At 70.1% G+C, this 18,406-nt stretch carries 13 protein-coding genes; 9 read left to right on the top strand and 4 right to left on the bottom strand.

Features of this window, described 5'->3' with window-relative positions; all coding sequences use genetic code 11:
• Window positions 1-141 precede the first annotated feature (141 nt).
• Window positions 142-1,560: a sugar porter family MFS transporter gene (locus tag OG303_RS16290; protein ID WP_405869111.1), complete on the top strand. Its 1,419-nt coding sequence runs from the start codon at window positions 142-144 to the stop codon at window positions 1,558-1,560.
• 88 nt (window positions 1,561-1,648) lie between these two features.
• Here OG303_RS16290 and OG303_RS16285 read toward each other — a convergent pair whose 3' ends face one another.
• A complete protein-coding gene (locus OG303_RS16285) occupies window positions 1,649-2,620 on the bottom strand; it encodes an LLM class flavin-dependent oxidoreductase (RefSeq protein ID WP_405869110.1) in 972 nt (323 codons plus the stop codon).
• A 162-nt stretch (window positions 2,621-2,782) separates the two neighbouring features.
• On the opposite strand from OG303_RS16285, the gene ftsY reads away from it, so the two are divergent.
• Window positions 2,783-3,985, top strand: a complete 1,203-nt coding sequence (gene ftsY, locus OG303_RS16280) for a signal recognition particle-docking protein FtsY (protein WP_405869109.1) — start codon at window positions 2,783-2,785, stop codon at window positions 3,983-3,985.
• A 163-nt stretch (window positions 3,986-4,148) separates the two neighbouring features.
• Here ftsY and OG303_RS16275 read toward each other — a convergent pair whose 3' ends face one another.
• Window positions 4,149-4,805 carry a bifunctional DNA primase/polymerase gene (locus OG303_RS16275; protein WP_405869108.1) on the bottom strand — a complete coding sequence of 219 codons (657 nt, stop codon included), beginning with the start codon at window positions 4,803-4,805 and terminating at the stop codon, window positions 4,149-4,151.
• Window positions 4,806-5,249: 444 nt separating this feature from the next.
• On the opposite strand from OG303_RS16275, the gene OG303_RS16270 reads away from it, so the two are divergent.
• From OG303_RS16270 to ftsH, 6 genes are all read left to right on the top strand, one after another.
• Complete coding sequence (locus tag OG303_RS16270; RefSeq protein ID WP_405869107.1) at window positions 5,250-6,734, top strand: hypothetical protein; 1,485 nt, start codon at window positions 5,250-5,252, stop codon at window positions 6,732-6,734.
• Between the two features lie 328 nt (window positions 6,735-7,062).
• Window positions 7,063-8,394 (top strand): ammonium transporter, encoded by a 1,332-nt coding sequence (locus OG303_RS16265; protein ID WP_405869106.1) that lies wholly within the window; start codon window positions 7,063-7,065, stop codon window positions 8,392-8,394.
• Complete coding sequence (locus OG303_RS16260; RefSeq protein WP_043680493.1) at window positions 8,391-8,729, top strand: P-II family nitrogen regulator; 339 nt, start codon at window positions 8,391-8,393, stop codon at window positions 8,727-8,729. The genes OG303_RS16265 and OG303_RS16260 overlap by 4 nt, the downstream gene beginning before the upstream one ends.
• Window positions 8,730-8,756: 27 nt before the next feature.
• On the top strand, window positions 8,757-11,204 hold the full coding sequence (locus OG303_RS16255) for a [protein-PII] uridylyltransferase (protein ID WP_405869105.1): 2,448 nt from the start codon (window positions 8,757-8,759) through the stop codon (window positions 11,202-11,204).
• 138 nt (window positions 11,205-11,342) lie between these two features.
• Entirely contained in the window at window positions 11,343-12,896 is a 1,554-nt protein-coding gene (gene ffh / locus OG303_RS16250) for a signal recognition particle protein (RefSeq protein ID WP_405869104.1), read from the top strand.
• Between the two features lie 100 nt (window positions 12,897-12,996).
• Window positions 12,997-14,934, top strand: a complete 1,938-nt coding sequence (ftsH, locus tag OG303_RS16245; RefSeq protein WP_405869103.1) for an ATP-dependent zinc metalloprotease FtsH — start codon at window positions 12,997-12,999, stop codon at window positions 14,932-14,934.
• Window positions 14,935-14,960: 26 nt separating this feature from the next.
• On the opposite strand, the gene OG303_RS16240 is transcribed toward ftsH, so the two are convergent.
• Window positions 14,961-15,566 (bottom strand): hypothetical protein, encoded by a 606-nt coding sequence (locus OG303_RS16240; RefSeq protein WP_405869102.1) that lies wholly within the window; start codon window positions 15,564-15,566, stop codon window positions 14,961-14,963.
• Between the two features lie 169 nt (window positions 15,567-15,735).
• On the bottom strand, window positions 15,736-16,593 hold the full coding sequence (locus tag OG303_RS16235; protein ID WP_405869101.1) for an SAM-dependent methyltransferase: 858 nt from the start codon (window positions 16,591-16,593) through the stop codon (window positions 15,736-15,738).
• 197 nt (window positions 16,594-16,790) lie between these two features.
• Between OG303_RS16235 and proS the strand changes: the two genes are divergently transcribed.
• Window positions 16,791-18,206 carry a proline--tRNA ligase gene (proS, locus tag OG303_RS16230; RefSeq protein ID WP_405869100.1) on the top strand — a complete coding sequence of 472 codons (1,416 nt, stop codon included), beginning with the start codon at window positions 16,791-16,793 and terminating at the stop codon, window positions 18,204-18,206.
• The last annotated feature ends 200 nt before the right edge of the window (window positions 18,207-18,406 follow it).

The raw sequence follows: 18,406 nt of genomic DNA, 5'->3' as shown, positions 1-18,406 counted from the left end.
GACTTCGAAACATGAAGGCATAGTCTCGGAAACGTTGCTTTTACCTTCAGGTGTGAGCGGCGTGTACCTGTACGCCCGCTCGGATCTGACAGGGCTCACCCCCACTCCGGCAGCGACGCCGGTGGCCCGAGGAGTTCGAACGTGACCAGCACCGCGCAGGCACACAAGTCAGGAGCCGGGAAGGCTCATCCCGATCATCTCGGGCACGTCATCTTCATCGCGGCGGCGGCCGCGATGGGCGGTTTCCTCTTCGGCTACGACAGCTCCGTGATCAACGGCGCCGTCGAGGCGATCCGCGGCCGCTACGACATCGGCTCGGCGGCCCTGGCCCAGGTCATCGCCATCGCCCTGATCGGCTGTGCCATCGGTGCCGCGACCGCCGGCCGGATAGCCGACCGCATCGGGCGCATCCGGTGCATGCAGATCTCCGCCGTGCTGTTCACCATCAGCGCCGTCGGTTCCGCGCTGCCCTTCGCGCTGTGGGACCTCTCCTTCTGGCGCATCGTCGGCGGCTTCGCCATCGGCATGGCCTCGGTCATCGGCCCGGCCTACATCGCCGAGGTCGCACCGCCGGCGTACCGCGGCCGTCTCGGTTCCTTCCAGCAGGCCGCGATCGTCATCGGCATCGCGATCTCGCAGCTGGTCAACTGGGGTCTGCTGAACGCCGCCGGCGGCGACCAGCGCGGTCACCTGATGGGCCTGGAGGCCTGGCAGGTCATGCTCGGCGTCATGGTGATCCCGGCCGTCCTCTACGGCCTGCTCTCCTTCGCCATCCCCGAGTCCCCCCGCTTCCTCGTCTCGGTCGGCAAGCGTGAGCGCGCCCGCGAGATCCTCGCCGAGGTCGAGGGCGAGCACATCGACCTCGACGCCCGGGTCACCGAGATCGAGCACGCGATGAACAGCGAGCACAAGTCCACTTTCAAGGACCTGCTCGGCGGCGGCTTCTTCTTCAAGCCGATCGTCTGGGTCGGTATCGGCCTCTCGGTCTTCCAGCAGTTCGTCGGCATCAACGTCGCGTTCTACTACTCCTCGACGCTGTGGCAGTCGGTCGGCGTCGACCCGACGGACTCGTTCCTCTACTCGTTCACCACGTCGATCATCAACATCGTCGGCACCGTGATCGCCATGATCTTCGTGGACCGCGTCGGCCGTAAGCCGCTGGCCCTGATCGGCTCGATCGGCATGGTCGTCGGCCTCGCGCTGGAGGCCTGGGCCTTCTCCTACGACCTGGTCGACGGCAAGCTGCCGGCCGCGCAGGGCTGGACCGCGCTGGTCGCCGCGCACGTCTTCGTCCTCTTCTTCGCCCTGTCCTGGGGTGTGGTCGTCTGGGTCATGCTCGGCGAGATGTTCCCGAACCGGATCCGCGCCGCGGCCCTGGGCGTGGCCGCCTCCGCGCAGTGGATCGCCAACTGGGCCATCACCGCGAGCTTCCCGTCGCTTTCCGAGTGGAACCTCTCCACGACCTACGTGATCTACACGGTCTTCGCGGCGCTCTCCGTCCCGTTCGTCCTGAAGTTCGTGAAGGAGACGAAGGGCAAGGCGCTGGAGGAGATGGGCTGAGCCTCGTCACGAGGCCTCCGAACTCGAGGAGACGGGCCAAGTCCCCGCTGCCCGCCTCCTCGACACCCGTAGGACGTACTGCCCCGGCTCACGCACCGAGCCGGGGCAGTACGTCTTCGCACAGCAGCTGCAGACTGCGCCATCCCTCGTCCACCGGCATCCCGCCGGCCAGCGGATGCAGTACGAGGTTGTCGAGGCCCTGGGCCACGCACTCGTCCGGGGTGAGGATCCGGTAGACGCCCTCGGCGCGCAGCTCCGCCACGCTCGTGGCCGCCGACCGCACCGCCGACGTGATGTCGCCGGACTGCCAGGAGGCGTACGTCCGCGCCTCGTGCAGGAAGTGTTCGCCGTGCTCGGCCCAGACCCGGTCGGGATCCTCGGCGAGATGCAGCAGCGGGGTCTCGGCGGTCGGCATCATGGTCCAGCCCTCGGTGCCGTACTCCGTGAGCTTCTCCTTGTAGTACGCCTCCAGCTCCGGCAGGTGGGCGCTGGGGAAGAAGGGGAGGCCGAGGCGGGCCGCGCGGCGGGCGGCGGCCTTCGAGGAGCCGCCGACCAGGAGCAGGGGATGCGGGTCGGAGAACGGCCGCGGGGTGACCCGCACCGTGCGGCCCCGGTACTCGAACTCCTCGCCGGTCCAGGCTTTCAGCACGGTCTCCAGCAGCTCGTCCTGGAGCTTTCCGCGCCGCTTCCAGTCCACGTCGAACTGGGCGTACTCCTCGGGCCGGTACCCGATCCCGGCGACGGTCACCAGCCGGCCGCCGCTGAGCAGATCCAGTACGGCGATGTCCTCGGCCAGCCGCAGCGGGTCGTGCAGCGGGCCGATGACCGCCGAGACGGTGACCGCGATGCGCCGGGTCGCCCCGAACACCGCGCCCGCGAAGGCGAACGGCGACGGAAGCCAGTTGTTCTCGACGCCGTGGTGCTCCTCGGTCTGGACGGTGGTGATCCCGCGGTCGTCGGCGTACGCGGCCATCTCGAGGGCGGCCTGGTAGCGGGCGCTGAGCGAGGCCGGGGTGGCGCCGGGTTCGACGAGGTTGAAACGGACGACCGTGACGGGCATGGGGGTCCCCCTTCACGTGGTGGATGCGAAGGGGGACGGTAGCTGACGGACCGTCAGACATCCATAGCCGCGCACCCGCCGTACGACACGATCGGGCCGTACACCCTTGGAGGAAGGCACAAGCTGGGCTCGGCCGAGGCCATGGCTGATACTGGACGGGTTATGGAAACCGTCATCCTTGCTGTAGTCATCGCCGTGGTCGTGCTCGGTGTGCTCGGCGGTCTCGTCGTCGGCAGCCGGCGCAAGAAGTCGCTGCCCCCGCCGCCCCCCGCCGCACCCGACATCACCGCCCCTCCGGCCGAGCCGCACGTCGGCGACGAGGCCGAGACGCCCCGCGACGAACCGCGCCGGACGATAGAGGAGGTGGATCTTCCGGACGGCTCGACCCCGGTCGCCGTCGAGGAACCGCCTGCCCTCGAAGTCCCCGAGATCGAGGTCCCCGAGCCGGCGGCCGGACGTCTCGTCCGCCTCCGCTCCCGCCTCTCCCGCTCCCAGAACGCGCTCGGCAAGGGGCTGCTCACGCTCCTGTCGCGCGAGCACCTCGACGAGGACACCTGGGAGGAGATCGAGGACACCCTGCTCACCGCCGACGTCGGTGTGGCCCCCACCCAGGAACTGGTCGAGGGACTGCGCGAGCGCGTGAAGGTCCTCGGCACCCGTACCCCCGAGGAGCTGCGCGGCCTGCTGCGCGAGGAGCTCCTCAAGCTGCTGGGCACCGACTTCGACCGCACGGTGAAGACCGAGCCCGAGGCCAGCAAGCCCGGCATCGTGATGGTCGTCGGCGTCAACGGCACCGGCAAGACCACCACTACCGGCAAACTCGCCCGCGTCCTGGTCGCCGACGGTCGCAGCGTCGTGCTCGGCGCCGCCGACACCTTCCGGGCCGCCGCCGCGGACCAGCTCCAGACCTGGGGCGAGCGGGTCGGTGCCCACACCGTGCGCGGGCCGGAGGGCGGCGACCCCGCCTCCGTAGCCTTCGACGCGGTGAAGGAGGGCAAGGAGATGGGCTCCGACGTCGTCCTCATCGACACCGCCGGGCGCCTGCACACCAAGACCGGGCTCATGGACGAGCTCGGCAAGGTCAAGCGCGTCGTCGAGAAGCACGCCCCGCTGGACGAGATCCTGCTCGTCCTCGACGCCACGACCGGGCAGAACGGCCTGGTGCAGGCGCGCGTGTTCGCCGAGGTCGTCGACATCACCGGCATCGTGCTCACCAAGCTGGACGGTACGGCGAAGGGCGGCATCGTGATCGCGGTGCAGCGCGAGCTGGGTGTGCCGGTCAAGCTGGTGGGTCTCGGCGAGGGCGCGGACGACCTGGCGCCGTTCGAGCCGGAGGCGTTCGTTGACGCCCTCATCGGAGAGTGACACTCCTTTTACGCCTCAACTGGCGCCGCTCTCGCGGACCTGGTTGCTCGCCGTCGCCGTTCCTCGATTGATGGTGGCGGTGCGAGGGTTGTGAACATGCGAGAAGGGTCCCGCCGCATGGTGCAGATGCGATGGGACCCTTCGCTGTTGCCGCCCGGCAGGGCTACGCCCGCGACCGATGCGCCACGTACGCCAGCGTCCCCAGCAGCAGGCGTGCCGCCGGCGGTTTCGTGGCCGAGTCCAGGGCCGGCGGCCGCAGCCAGCGCACCGGGCCCAGGCCGCCCCGGTCGGAGGGCGGGGCCGTGATGTGGGTGCCGGGGCCGAGCCCGCGGAGGTCGAGGGAGGTCGGGTCGTCCCAGCCCATGCGGTAGAGGAGGCCGGGGAGATCGGTGGCGGCGCCGGGGGCGACGAAGAACTGGGCGCGGCCCTCCGGGGTCGCGGTGACCGGACCGAGGGGGAGGCCCATGCGCTCCAGGCGGACCAGGGCGCGGCGGCCGGCGGGCTCGGCCACCTCGATGACGTCGAACGCCCGGCCGACCGCGAGCATGACCGACGCCCCGGGGAACTCGCCCCAGGTCTTGGTCACTTCGTCGAGCGTGGCACCGGCCGGCACGTGGGGCGCGAACTCCAGGGGGTGCGCCCCTGGTGCACTGCAGTCCGCCCGGCCGCAGGAGCAGGCGCCTGCCGCGGCCCGCGCTCCCGGTACCACGTCCCAGCCCCAGAGCCCGGTGAACTCGGCGACGGCCGTGCACTCCGAGGAGCGGCCGCGCCGACGCGAGCCGGAGCGGATCTCCCGGATGCCGCCGATCGTGAAGCCCATGCCCCCTCCAACGGGTCCGACGCGTCGGTGGTTACGACGCGGATGCGGATCGTGACCCTGTGTTCCGGACTCACCGGCCCCGCACGGTCCAGGCGGCGCTCGAGGTGCCCCGGGTGGTGAACTCGGCGATGCGCGCCCCTGAGTGCAACGCTCCGCCTACTCCCGGTCGGTCTATGTCAAGTGAATCGTGTGCAGGCGACCGTGAGTTCATTCGAAGGGGTGGCGAATGGTGGCGTTTCCGGGATCGCCATGGCTGGACGGGTGATCGTAGGATTACTTTGAGTGCACGGGTCCTGGGGGCACATGCACTCGTGGGTATGCCGGAGGCAACTCGGCTTTCCGTTCGAAGGATGACAACCGCCGGACGGGCGGCTGTATTTACCGGCATTCTGATAGGGCTTGGCGCACTCAGCGACAAGTGGTCTCAGGGATGGGGGCGTTCCAGTGAGCGGCAACGGCGGAAGCGGGACGACCGCGACCAGCACGGACAAGCGCCCCAATGAGCTGCTCGCCTCCTGGTTCGTGCGCAGCGGCTGGTCGAAGGGCGAGCTCGCCCGCCAAGTCAACCGCAGGGCACGTCAGTTGGGGGCCAATCACATCTCCACGGACACCTCGCGGGTGCGCCGCTGGCTGGACGGCGAGAATCCCCGCGAACCGATCCCCAGGATCCTGTCCGAGCTGTTCTCCGAGCGCTTCGGCTGCGTGGTCTCCGTCGAGGACCTCGGACTGCGCGCCGCCCGCCAGTCACCGTCGGTCTCCGGCGTCGACCTGCCCTGGACGGGCCCGCAGACGGTGGCCCTGCTCAGCGAGTTCTCGCGCAGCGACCTGATGCTGGCGCGGCGCGGCTTCCTCGGGACCTCGCTGGTCCTGTCCGCGGGTCCGTCCCTCATCGAGCCCATGCAGCGCTGGCTGGTGCCCTCGCCCCAGGGCCCGCAGTCGGAGCCCGAGCCCTCGGCCGCGTCCCGTCGCGTCGGCCGGCTCTCCAAGCCCGAGCTGGACCTCCTGGAGTCCACGACGGTGATGTTCCGGCAGTGGGACGCCCAGTGCGGCGGCGGCCTGCGCCGCAAGGCGGTCGTCGGCCAGCTGCACGAGGTGACGGACCTCCTCCAGGAGCCCCAGCCAGAGGCCACCACCAGGAAGCTGTTCAAGGTCGCCGCCGAGCTGGCCGAGCTCGCGGGCTGGATGTCGTACGACGTGGGGCTGCAGCCCACCGCGCAGAAGTACTTCGTCCTCGCCCTGCACGCCGCCAAGGAAGCCGCCGACAAGCCGCTCGGCTCGTATGTCCTCTCCAGCATGAGCCGCCAGATGATCCACCTCGGGCGGCCCGACGACGCGCTTGAGCTGATCCACCTCGCGCAGTACGGCAGCCGGGACTGCGCGAGCCCCCGCACCCAGTCGATGCTGTATGCGATGGAGGCCCGCGCCTACGCCAACATGGGGCAGCCCGGCAAGTGCAAGCGGGCGGTCCGGATGGCCGAGGACACCTTCGCCGACGTGGACGAGTGGGACGACCCGGACCCCGACTGGATCCGCTTCTTCTCCGAGGCCGAACTGCACGGCGAGAACTCCCACTCCTTCCGCGACCTCGCGTACGTCGCGGGCCGCAGCCCCACGTACGCGTCCCTGGCGGAGCCCGTGATGCAGCGCGCCGTCGAGCTGTTCGCCCGGGATGACGAGCACCAGCGTTCGTACGCACTGAACCTGATCGGTATGGCCACGGTGCACCTGCTGCAGCGGGAGCCCGAGCGGAGCACGGTGCTGGCCGAGCAGGCCATGCACATCGCCAAGAAGGTCCGCTCCGAGCGCGTGAACACTCGAATCCGAAAGACGGTCGACACGGCCGTACGCGACTTCGGCGATCTGGCCGAGGTCGTCGACCTCACCGAGAAGCTCGCAGTGGAGCTGCCCGAGACCGCCGAAGCGGTCTGAGACCGCAGCACAACCCTTGAACTCCGGCCGCGGGCCGGCCCTCCCGAACTGCCCGACTCGGCTCCCCCATGCCAGGTCATCGGAAGGCCGCCCCGCGGCCGGTTCTCGACCTTCGACGAAGGTTGCGCCACGATAACGATCGACTCGGCCGACATCCGGCAGTTCATCGAGGCGTAACACAGAAGGCGCCTTCGTCACGGCGGCGAAACAACGAGGGGCTTCCAACGAAACCGCGCTGCGCCAATCTCATGGCGCATAACCGGCCCACCCCTCATGCCCGCTTAAGGCTTCGCCCGCACGGGGCCGTACCAATGACGAGGAGACGCCGATGGCACCAGCCGCCATCACGCTTGCCGCGGAGGCACCCAAGCTGTCCTCCGCAAACACAGGCTTCATGCTCATCTGTTCCGCCCTGGTGCTGCTCATGACACCGGGACTCGCCTTCTTCTACGGAGGCATGGTCCGCGTCAAGAGCACCCTGAACATGCTGATGATGAGCTTCATCAGCATCGGGATCGTCACCATCCTGTGGATTCTCTACGGCTTCTCGCTCGCCTTCGGTTCGAGTAACGGCTTCATCGGCTTTAACTCCGACTGGCTGGGCATGAGCAACGTCGGACTGACGGAACTCTGGGACGGCTACACCATCCCGATCTTCGTCTTCATGGTCTTCCAGATGATGTTCGCGGTCATCACGCCGGCCCTGATAAGCGGTGCCATCGCGGACCGCGTCAAGTTCTCCGCCTGGTCGCTCTTCGTCGCCCTGTGGCTGACGGTCGTCTACGTCCCGGTCGCCCACTGGGTGTGGGGCGCCGACGGCTGGGCCTTCAAGCTCGGTGTGATCGACTTCGCCGGTGGTACCGCGGTCCACATCAACGCCGGTGCCGGCGCCCTCGGCGTCATCCTGGTCATCGGCAAGCGCGTCGGCTTCAAGCGTGACCCCATGCGTCCGCACAGCCTTCCGCTGGTCATGCTCGGTGCCGGTCTGCTGTGGTTCGGCTGGTTCGGCTTCAACGCCGGTTCGTGGCTCGGCAACGACGACGGCGTCGGCGCGCTGATGTTCGTCAACACCCAGGTCGCCACCGCCGCCGCCATGCTGGCCTGGCTCGCCTACGAGAAGATCCGCCACGGCGCGTTCACCACGCTGGGCGCCGCCTCCGGTGCCGTCGCCGGTCTGGTCGCGATCACCCCGTCCGGTGGTGCGGTCAGCCCGCTGGGCGCGATCGCCGTCGGCGTCATCGCCGGTGTCGGCTGCGCCGCGGCCGTCGGCCTGAAGTACAAGTTCAACATCGACGACTCCCTCGACGTCGTCGGCGTCCACATGGTCGGCGGTATCCTCGGCTCCCTGCTCATCGGCTTCTTCGCCACCGGCAAGGGCCAGTCCACCGCGACCGGCGTCTTCTACGGTGACCACTCCTTCACCCAGCTGTGGAAGCAGTTCGCCGGTGTCGGCGCGGTCCTCGGCTACTCCCTGGTCGCCTCCGCGGTCCTCGCCTTCCTCATCGACAAGACCATCGGTATGCGGGTCACCGAGGACGAAGAGGTCGCGGGCATCGACCAGGCCGAGCACGCCGAGACCGCATACGACTTCAGCGGCGCCGGCGGTGGTCTCGGCAGCTCCGCTCTGGCCGCCCCGGAGACGAAGAAGGTGGACGCATGAAGCTCATCACCGCCGTCGTGAAGCCCCACCGGCTCGACGAGATCAAGGAAGCCCTCCAGGCCTTCGGGGTCCACGGTCTGACGGTCACCGAGGCGAGCGGCTACGGTCGTCAGCGGGGACACACCGAGGTCTACCGGGGCGCCGAGTACACGGTCGACCTGGTCCCCAAGATCCGTATCGAGGTACTGGCCGAGGACGACGACTCCGAGCAGCTGATCGACGTCATCGTCAAGGCGGCCCGAACCGGCAAGATCGGTGACGGCAAGGTCTGGTCCCTTCCGGTCGAGACGGCCGTACGGGTCCGGACCGGCGAGCGCGGCCCGGACGCGCTCTAACAGAAGAAGAAGGACAGGAGTCGCTGGGTGTCGAGTACGGACGTGCGCAAGGAAGCAGAGGACTCGGGACCCAGCGGCTACGCGGCGGCCCGGCTGCGTCTCCTCACTGAGGGGGCGCAGTCCGGGCCGCCGCGCCGTACGGCCCTGTCCGCGCTGACGGACGACTGGCTGTCGGGGCTCTTCAACGCGGGCGCCGACGGACTGCGCGGGGCCTCCCTGGTCGCCGTCGGCGGCTACGGCCGCGGTGAACTCTCCCCACGCAGCGACCTGGACCTGCTCCTCCTCCACGACGGCAGCGACTCCGGCGCGGTGGCCGCCCTGGCCGACCGCATCTGGTACCCCGTCTGGGACCTCGGCCTCTCCCTCGACCACTCGGTGCGCACCCCGGGGGAGGCCCGCAAGACGGCCGGGGAGGATCTGAAAGTCCAGCTCGGTCTCCTGGACGCCCGCCACATCGCCGGTGACCTGGGCCTGACGGCCGGTCTTCGGACGGCCGTCCTCGCCGACTGGCGCAACCAGGCGCCGAAACGTCTCCCCGAACTCCAGGAGCTGTGCGCCGAGCGCGCCGAGCGCCAGGGCGAGCTGCAGTACCTGCTGGAGCCGGACCTGAAGGAGGCCCGCGGCGGGCTGCGGGACGCCACCACCCTGCGCGCCGTCGCCGCCTCCTGGCTGGCCGACGCCCCGCGCGAGGGCCTCGACGACGCCCGGCGCCGGCTGCTCGACGTGCGCGACGCGCTGCACCTGACGACGGGGCGGGCGACCGACCGGCTCGCGCTCCAGGAGCAGGACCAGGTCGCCGCCGAGCTCGGCCTGCTGGACGCCGACACGCTGCTGCGGCAGGTGTACGAGGCGGCGCGGGTCATCTCGTACGCAAGTGACGTCACCTGGCGCGAGGTGGGGCGCGTGCTCAGGTCGCGCGCCGTGCGGCCACGACTGCGCGCCATGCTCGGCGGCGGGAAGCCCGTCGTCGAGCGCTCTCCGCTGGCCGAAGGCGTGGTGGAACAGGACGGCGAGGTGGTGCTCGCCCGTGCCGCGCGCCCCGAGCGCGACCCCGTGCTGCCGCTCCGTGCCGCGGCGGCCGCCGCGCAGGCCGGCCTCCCGCTCTCCCTGCACGCCGTACGCCGCCTGTCGGCGACCGTGCGCCCGCTGCCCACGCCCTGGCCCGCCGAGGCGCGCCAACAGCTGGTCACCCTGCTCGGCTCCGGCCACCCCACCATCGACGTCTGGGAGGCGCTGGAGGCAGAGGGCCTGATCACGCGGCTCCTTCCGGACTGGGAGCGGGTGCGCTGCCGCCCGCAGCGCAACGCCGTGCACATCTGGACCGTCGACCGGCATCTCATCGAGACGGCCGTACGCGCCTCCGAGTTCACCCGCCGTGTCCACCGCCCCGACCTCCTCCTGGTCGCGGCCCTGCTGCACGACATCGGCAAGGGCTGGCCCGGCGACCACTCGGTGGCCGGGGAGATCATCGCCAAGGACGTGGCCGCCCGCATCGGCTTCGACCGCGACGAGGTGGCCGTGCTCGCCACGCTCGTACGCCACCACCTGCTGCTCGTCGAGACGGCCACCCGCCGCGACCTGGAGGACCCCGCCACGGTCCGCTCGGTCGCCGACGCGGTCGGCTCGCAGGGCACGCTGGAGCTGCTGCACGCCCTGACCGAGGCGGACGCGCTGGCCACCGGCCCGGCCGCCTGGTCGTCCTGGCGCGGCTCGCTCGTCGCCGACCTGGTCAAGCGGGTCGCCGCCGTCCTAGCCGGGGACGTCCTCGACGAACCCGAGGCCGCCGCGCCCACCGCCGAGCAGGAGCGGCTCGCGATCGAGGCGATCGCGACGGGCAGCCCGGTGCTGTCCCTGCGCGCACAGACCGAGGCGCCCACGGAGGAACAGCCCTCCGGCGATCCGGAGCCGCTGGGCGTGGAGCTGCTGATCGCCGTCCCGGAGCGGCCGGGCGTCCTGCCCGCCGTGGCCGGTGTCCTCGCCATGCACCGGCTGACCGTCCGCACCGCCGAGCTGCGTGCCCTGGACCTGCCGGACGGCGTCGAGGGATCGGTCCTGCTGCTGGACTGGCGGGTCGCCGCCGAGTACGGCTCACTGCCCCAGGCCGCCCGCCTGCGCGCCGACCTGGTCCGTGCCCTCGACGGCTCCCTGGACATCGCGGGCCGCCTCGCCGAGCGCGACGCCGCCTATCCGCGCCGCCGCGGCGTCGTGGCACCGCCGCCCCGGGTGGCCGTCGCCTCGGCCGCGTCGCGGCTGGCCACGGTGATCGAGGTGCGCGCACAGGACGCCCCCGGCCTGCTGCACCGGATCGGGCGGGCGCTGGACGACGCGAAGGTGCGGGTGCGCAGCATGCACGTGTCGACGCTGGGTGCCAACGCCGTGGACGCCTTCTACGTGACCGGCCCCGAGGGCGCGCCCCTGCCCGCCGAGGAGGCGTCCTCCCTGGCGCGCAAGCTGGAGGAGACGCTGCGGGGGTGACCCCGCGCCGTCCCGGTCCCGGGGGACGAACCGGGTGTCCCCGCCCACTGTATGCAGCGGGCGGGGACGATTGCCTTGCGTGGCCGGATACCCTGGAAGACGCTCACACTGCCCCCGACTCCGAGGACCGACGCCGCCGTGTTCGATACTCTCTCCGATCGCCTTTCAGCGACCTTCAAGAACTTGCGCGGCAAGGGGCGCTTGAGCGAGGCGGACATCGACGCCACGGCCCGCGAGATCCGCATCGCGCTCCTCGAAGCGGACGTGGCGCTGCCCGTCGTACGGACGTTCATCAAGAACGTCAAGGAGCGTGCCCTCGGCGCCGAGGTCTCCAAGGCGCTGAACCCCGCCCAGCAGGTCCTGAAGATCGTCAACGAGGAACTCGTCACGATCCTCGGCGGCGAGACCAGGCGCCTGCGCTTCGCCAAGCAGCCGCCGACCGTGATCATGCTGGCGGGTCTGCAGGGTGCCGGTAAGACCACCCTCGCGGGCAAGCTCGGCCACTGGCTGAAGGGGCAGGGCCACTCGCCGCTCCTGGTCGCCGCCGACCTCCAGCGCCCCAACGCCGTGAACCAGCTGAGCGTCGTCGCCCAGCGCGCCGCCGTCGCGGTCTACGCGCCCGAGCCGGGCAACGGAGTGGGCGACCCGGTCAAGGTCGCCAAGGACTCCATCGAGTTCGCGAAGGCCAAGGTCCACGACATCGTGATCGTGGACACCGCCGGCCGCCTGGGCATCGACCAGGAGCTGATGCAGCAGGCCGCGGACATCCGCGACGCCGTCTCGCCGGACGAGATCCTGTTCGTCGTCGACGCGATGATCGGTCAGGACGCGGTCAACACCGCCGAGTCCTTCCGCGACGGCGTCGGCTTCGACGGTGTGGTGCTCTCCAAGCTCGACGGTGACGCCCGCGGTGGCGCGGCCCTGTCGATCCGCCAGGTCACCGGCAAGCCGATCATGTTCGCGTCGAGCGGCGAGAAGCTCGAGGACTTCGACGCCTTCCACCCGGACCGGATGGCCTCCCGCATCCTCGACATGGGTGACCTGCTCACCCTGATCGAGCAGGCGGAGAAGACGTTCAGCCAGGAAGAGGCCGAGAAGATGGCCTCCAAGCTGGCGTCCAAGAAGGGCCAGGACTTCACCCTGGACGACTTCCTGGCCCAGATGGAGCAGGTCAGGAAGATGGGCAGCATCAGCAAGCTGCTCGGCATGATGCCCGGCATGGGCCAGATCAAGGACCAGATCAACAACATCGACGAGCGGGACGTCGACCGCACGGCCGCCATCATCAAGTCGATGACTCCGGGCGAGCGCCAGGACGCGACGATCATCAACGGCTCGCGCCGCGCCCGTATCGCCAAGGGTTCCGGCGTCGAGGTCAGCGCCGTGAAGAACCTGGTCGAGCGGTTCTTCGAGGCCCGCAAGATGATGTCCCGCATGGCCCAGGGCGGCGGCATGCCCGGCATGCCGGGGGTCCCGGGCATGGGCGGCGGCCCCGGCCGCAGCAAGAAGCAGCCCAAGCAGGCCAAGGGCAAGCAGCGCTCCGGCAACCCGATGAAGCGCAAGCAGCAGGAGCAGGAGGAGGCCGCACGCCGCGCCGCGGCCGCTCAGGGCGGCAACGCCCTCGGTGTGCCGGGCCAGCAGGCACCGCAGGACTTCGAGCTGCCGGACGAGTTCAAGAAGTTCATGGGCTGACGGTTCGTTTCGTACGACGCCGGGGGCGCCCCTCTCCAGGGGCGCCCCCGGCGTCGTCCATCCGCATGCCCGTACGGCTTTCCTGTCGTAACGTCCCGATATGACCAACCCTGCTCCGCCGCGCAAGTCGCCCGACCAGCCCTGGCGTACCGAGGGCACCCCCGAGGAGCCTCCGAAGCCGTCGCCGGGCGGGCGGAAGATGCGGGGCGGTTGGTGGAGCCTGATCCTGACCGCGCTGGTCGTGTTTCTGATCGCCAACCTGATCCTCTCGTTCTTCAACGAGGGCGACGAGCCGACGATCTCGTACACGGAGTTCAGCAAGCAGGTCGACGCCGGGAACGTCAGCAAGATCTACGCCAAGGGCGACGCGATCCAGGGCCAGCTCAAGAAGGAGCAGGACAACCCGGGCGGCGACGGCAAATACACCAAGTTCAACACCCAGCGCCCGTCCTTCGCGGACGACCAGATCTGGACGGACCTGACCAAGCACAACGTCACGGTCACCGCGGAGCCGGTCGTCCAACACCGCAGCTTCCTGGCCAATCTCCTGATCTCGCTGGCGCCGATGCTGCTCCTGGTCGTGCTCTGGATCTTCATCGCGCGCCGGATGAGCGCGGGGCTCGGCGGCGCGGGCGGCATGCTCGGGCGCAAGGCGCCGCCCAAGCCGGTCGAGCTGCAGCCGGGAGCCACGCGCACGACCTTCGAGGACGTGGCGGGCATCGACGAGGTCGAGGGTGAACTCAACGACGTCGTGGACTTCCTGAAGAACCCCGACGCCTACCGGAGGATGGGCGCCAAGATGCCGAGGGGCGTGCTGCTGGCGGGCCCGCCCGGCACCGGCAAGACCCTCCTCGCGCGCGCGGTGGCCGGCGAGGCGGGCGTGCCCTTCTTCTCCGCGTCCGCCTCCGAGTTCATCGAGATGATCGTCGGCGTCGGTGCTTCACGCGTGCGTGAGCTGTTCGCGGAGGCCCGCAAAGTGGCTCCGTCGATCATCTTCATCGACGAGATCGACACCATCGGCCGGGCCCGCGGCGGCGGCTCCGGCATGGGCGGTCACGACGAGCGCGAGCAGACGCTGAACCAGATCCTGACCGAGATGGACGGCTTCTCCGGCTCGGAGGGCGTCATCGTCATCGCGGCCACCAACCGCGCCGACGTACTGGACCCGGCCCTGACCCGCCCCGGCCGCTTCGACCGGGTGGTCATGGTCTCGCCCCCGGACCGCGGCGGCCGCGAGGCGATTCTGGAGATCCACACCCGCGAGATCCCCCTCGCCGAGAACGTCGACCTCGGGCAGGTCGCCCGTACGACCCCGGGCATGACCGGCGCCGAACTGGCCAACCTCGCCAACGAGGCCGCCCTCCTCGCGGTCAAGCGCAAGCAGGAGACGGTGTCGCAGTCCGACCTCTCGGAGGCCCTGGAGAAGGTCCAACTGGGCGCCGAACGGCCGCTGGTGATGCCCGAGGAGGAGCGCCGTCGCACCGCGTTCCACGAGAGCGGGCACGCCCTGCTCGGCATGCTCCAGCCCGGCGCCGACCCGGTCCGCAAGATCACCATCGTCCCGCGCGGCCGGGCCCTCGGCGTGACGCTCTCGACACCGGAGTCCGACAAGTACGCGTACACCGAGGAGTACCTGCGCGGCCGCATCATCGGCGCACTCGGCGGCATGGCTGCGGAACACGTCGTCTACGGGGTCGTCACGACCGGCGCGGAGAACGACCTGGAGCAGGTCACCAACATCGCGCGCGGGATGGTCGCCCGGTGGGGGATGAGCGAGCGCGTCGGCCGCCTGTCGGCACTGCCGAGCGACGCCCAGCAGGCGTACGGCCTCTCGGCGGCCCCGCAGACCCTGGACGTGATCGAGCACGAGATGCGCCGGATCGTCGACGAGTGCTACGAGGAGGCGTGCCGCAAACTGCGCGACCACCGGTCCCAACTGGACGCACTGGCCCAGGCGTTGCTGGCGAACGAGACCCTGGAGGAGGCGGACGCGTACCGGGTCGCGGGGGTCACGCGGTTCGCCAAGGGCGAGGGGTGACCGGAGTCCGGCCACCCCTGCGGCGCCTAGGAGTTGGGGAACTTCCAGATGTACGGCTCGCCGTCCTCCTCCGCCCAGTGCACCTCGACGCTCTTCGCGTCCGCGGGTACCAGGTACGTCTCGCAGAAGACATGGCTCTCGCCCTGCTTCCAGCTCTCGACGTCGTACGCGTCCTCGCAGCCGGCGACGGAGCTCTCGTCCGCGCCCACGAGGATCGCGCCCGGCACGCCGTCGGCGTAGACCTCGGTGCCGTCGTTCACGTCGGCCGAGTCGGTGAGCGCCGGACCGCTCTTGTGGGTGAACTTCACCTGGGCGGTGGCCAGTACCTTGCCCTCGGCGTCCTTCGCGTCGGCCACGACCTTCCTGGCGTCGGCCTCGGTGCCGAGGACGACCTTCTGGGCCACGATCCCGTACGTCACCACGCCGGGGTCCTCCTCGAACTTCCCCGTGGCGGCCTCGCCGGTCCCCATCTCGCCGCCGGAGGCCGCCGACTGTGTCGGGGAGGCCTTGGCCTGCGCGGTGGCCGGGCTCTTCGAGTCGGCCTTGTCGTCCCCGCCGCCACAGGCGGTGAGCGCGAGAGCGAGGACGGCCACGGGCGCGGCGAGGCGCAGCGCGGTCTTGTGGTGCAGCACAACAGCTCCTGTATGCAGATGTGTAGATCCCCCGAGCGGTTTGCAAGGTTATGGGGGCGGCGTGCAGTTCAGCGCGGCAGGAAGCTTCCTCCCGAGCTTTCTTCACACCATTCGCACGTGCATTTCTAGGAACTTCTTAACCTTGGGGCACCCCGGACATTCCGACCCGTCACGGCGTCCGGGCGATCAGATACCGGAACACGTTCGGCATCCACACCGTCCCGTCCCGGCGCAGATACGGATGCAGGGCCTCGGTCAGCTCCTTGTCGACCTGTGCCTGGTCCGTCGCCGAGACCGCCGCGTCGAACAGGCCCGTCGACAGCAGCCCCCGTACCGCGCTGTCCATGGAGGCGTAGCCGAACGGGCAGGCGACCCGTCCCGAGCCGTCGGGCTTCAGGCCCGCCCGCTGGGCCACCTCCTCCAGGTCGTCGCGAAGGGCGGGGCGCCAACTGCCCGTGCTGCGCAGCGGATCCGCCAGCCTGGTGGCCACCCGCAGCACGGATGACGTGGTGCACCGTTCCGGCGGACCCCAGCCGGCGAGCACCACGGGCGCCCCGCGCCCGGCGAGCGGTGTCGCTGCCTGCAACAGCCCGCCGAGCCCCTCCGAGTCGCCCGCGAGACACCCGATGGGCTCGAAAGCGGTCACCAGGGTGTACGCGGGCGTCTCCGCGCCGGCCGCGTCCTGTGGTGAGCCGTCGACCAGCCGTCGGTCCTCACGCGCGCGCGTGTCCCACGCCTTCGGAAGCAGCCTCTCCCGCGCGAGGGCGAGCCGCTCGGGGGAACAGGCGTCGACACCGGTGACCGCGGCGCCTCTGGAGGCCGCCATCAGGAGAGCCAGCCCGCTGCCGCAGCCCAGGCCCAGCAGCCGGGTGCCGGGGCCCACTTCCAGTCGCTCGTAGACGGCCTCGTAGAGCGGGACCAGCATCCGCTCCTGGATCTCGGACCAGTCACGCGCGCGTGCACACGGGTCCACGCGGGACGTCTCGCCCGCGTGAGAATGGTGCTGCCGCACGAGCGTAGGTGTCATCAAAGCGCCCCAATCCGCCGAGAGTTGCCGCTGTGCCCGTTTCCGTAGCCCCCGTGAAGTGCGCTCGTACTTCCCCCGTATGCCAGATAACTCCGCACTCGACCGCTCGTCCAGGGGTTGTCGGGCCCGGCTTGTGGGTTGTCTGTGCGGGGGAAAAGAATTCACATCCCGGCAACGTGGGCCCGTAGCATCGCGCCATGGCAAAGGCATCCGTTCTCACGCCCCGCGCGGACGATTTCCCCCGCTGGTACCAGGATCTGATCAACAAGGCGGAGCTGGCCGACAACGGGCCGGTGCGCGGCACCATGGTGATCCGACCGTACGGGTACGGGCTCTGGGAGCGGATGCAGGCCGAGATGGACGCCCGGATCAAGGAGACGGGCACGCAGAACGCGTACTTCCCGCTGCTGATCCCGCAGTCCTACCTCACCCGCGAGGCCGACCACGTCGAGGGCTTCGCCCCCGAACTCGCGGTGGTCACTCATGCCGGCGGAAAGGAACTCGAAGAGCCCGCCGTCGTCCGCCCCACCTCCGAGACGATCATCAACGAGTACTTCTCGAAGTGGGTGCAGAGCTACCGCGACCTGCCGCTGCTCATCAACCAGTGGGCGAACGTGGTGCGTTGGGAGCTCAGGCCCCGCCTCTTCCTCCGTACGACGGAATTCCTGTGGCAGGAGGGCCACACCGCGCACGCCACCTACGAGGAGGCGCGGGACTTCGCCGCGCACATCCAGCGGCACGTCTACGGGGACTTCCTCGAGAACGTCCTCGCGATGGACTTCCTGTCCGGCCGCAAGACGGTCAAGGAGCGCTTCGCGGGCGCCATCAACACCCTCACGCTCGAGAGCATGATGGGCGACGGCAAGGCCCTCCAGATGGTCACCAGCCACGAACTGGGCCAGAACTTCGCCAAGGCATTCAACACCCGGTATCTGTCGAGGGGAGGCACACAGGAACTCGTCTGGCAGACGTCCTGGGGCTCGACGACGCGCATGATCGGCGCCCTGGTGATGACGCACGGCGACGACGACGGTCTGCGTGTGCCGCCGCGGCTCGCGCAGATCCAGGCCGTCGTCCTCGCGATCAAGGGCGACGACACGGTTCTGGCCAAGGTCCGCGAAATCGCCGACCGGCTGAAGGCCGCGGGCATCCGCGTCCACGTGGACGACCGGACGGACGTCCCCTTCGGGCGCCGCGCCGTCGACTGGGAGCTCAAAGGCGTGCCCGTACGGATCGAGCTCGGGCCCCGTGACCTGGAGAACGGCACGGCGATGCTGGCCCGCCGCATCCCGGGTGGCAAGGAGCCGGTGGCCATCGACTCCCTCGTGGGTCTGCTCCCCGGGGTCCTCGACGAGGACCAGGCGCTGCTCCTGCGGCAGTCGCGCGAGCGCCGCGAGTTCCGTACGACGGACGTGTCCACGATCGAGGAGGCCGTCGAGGCGGTCGGCGCCGGCGGGTGGGCGCGCATCCCGTGGGCGGATCTAGGCGAAGAAGGCGAGGCCAGGTTGGCCGAGCGCGCGGTGACCGTACGGTGTCTGGTCGGCGAGGACGGGGCGGTTCCCGAGCACGAGGACGCGCCCGGTAACGTCGCGGTCGTCGCGCGCGCTTACTGAGGTAGCGCCTTCCGTCGCGAGAGCGGCCGAAACGCCCCTTGCGCACCTGCGGATCACAGCCGCACCGGACCGTGGACGTCGTCTACGCGCCGGGTCGTAGTTCGGACTACGTACCACCTTGGTGCGAGCTGTGAGGTTTCTCCGCAGATCAGCGCACCCGTCCTCGTCCGGACGCATCAGCGGCAACTGACGGGTACGTG

Source organism: Streptomyces sp. NBC_00005, from assembly GCF_045160215.1.
In the GTDB taxonomy this organism is placed as follows: domain Bacteria; phylum Actinomycetota; class Actinomycetes; order Streptomycetales; family Streptomycetaceae; genus Streptomyces.
Note: the sequence above shows the minus strand (reverse complement) of the source record. Positions and strands in the feature narration are given on the sequence as shown.

Bases quoted from the DNA above. Each gene is read 5' to 3' on its own strand.
- proS (WP_405869100.1), top strand. From the start codon at position 16,791: ATGGCAAAGGCATCCGTTCTCACGCCCCGCGCGGACGATTTCCCCCGC.
- OG303_RS16285 (WP_405869110.1), bottom strand. From the start codon at position 2,620: ATGCCCGTCACGGTCGTCCGTTTCAACCTCGTCGAACCCGGCGCCACC.
- OG303_RS16265 (WP_405869106.1), top strand. From the start codon at position 7,063: ATGGCACCAGCCGCCATCACGCTTGCCGCGGAGGCACCCAAGCTGTCC.
- OG303_RS16235 (WP_405869101.1), bottom strand. From the start codon at position 16,593: ATGACACCTACGCTCGTGCGGCAGCACCATTCTCACGCGGGCGAGACG.
- OG303_RS16260 (WP_043680493.1), top strand. From the start codon at position 8,391: ATGAAGCTCATCACCGCCGTCGTGAAGCCCCACCGGCTCGACGAGATC.
- ftsY (WP_405869109.1), top strand. From the start codon at position 2,783: ATGGAAACCGTCATCCTTGCTGTAGTCATCGCCGTGGTCGTGCTCGGT.
- ftsH (WP_405869103.1), top strand. From the start codon at position 12,997: ATGACCAACCCTGCTCCGCCGCGCAAGTCGCCCGACCAGCCCTGGCGT.
- OG303_RS16275 (WP_405869108.1), bottom strand. From the start codon at position 4,805: ATGGGCTTCACGATCGGCGGCATCCGGGAGATCCGCTCCGGCTCGCGT.